General features: G+C 81.0%; 1 pseudogene. It reads right to left on the bottom strand.

From position 1 onward, the window contains the following. Positions 1-377: pseudogene (locus ADK64_RS48365) on the bottom strand (topoisomerase II); the annotation flags it as partial. Positions 378-405 lie beyond the last annotated feature (28 nt).

Raw genomic sequence — 405 nt, forward strand, 5'->3', positions numbered from 1 at the left:
GGCGGGTGCTGACCGGGCATGGGGCCGGGCTGCTGCTGGCCGGGCTGGCCGGGCCACTGGGTGGCCGGGGCGGGTGCAGCGGGCTGGTAGGAGGGCGGCAGCGGCGGCATCCCGCTCTGCGGCGCGGGCGGAGGAGCCCAGCCGGGCTGGGCGTCCTGCGGGGCCGGGGGAGCGGGCGGCGCGGCGTCCTGCGGGGCCGGTGCGGCGGGCGGTACTGCGTCCTGGGGCGCGTCGGGCTGGGGAGCGACGTTCGGCTGAGGCGTGCTGTCCGGCCCGGGTGCGCTGTGCGATCCGGCCGTGCCGTCCGGTCCCGCCGTGCTGTCCTGCGCGGTGGCCTCCGGCGCCTCGGCGCCCTGTGTCACACCGTCCGCGGACATGGCGGCACCGGAGTCCGGCCCGTCGGCG

This window comes from Streptomyces sp. MMG1121 (genome assembly GCF_001280015.1).
In the GTDB taxonomy this organism is placed as follows: domain Bacteria; phylum Actinomycetota; class Actinomycetes; order Streptomycetales; family Streptomycetaceae; genus Streptomyces.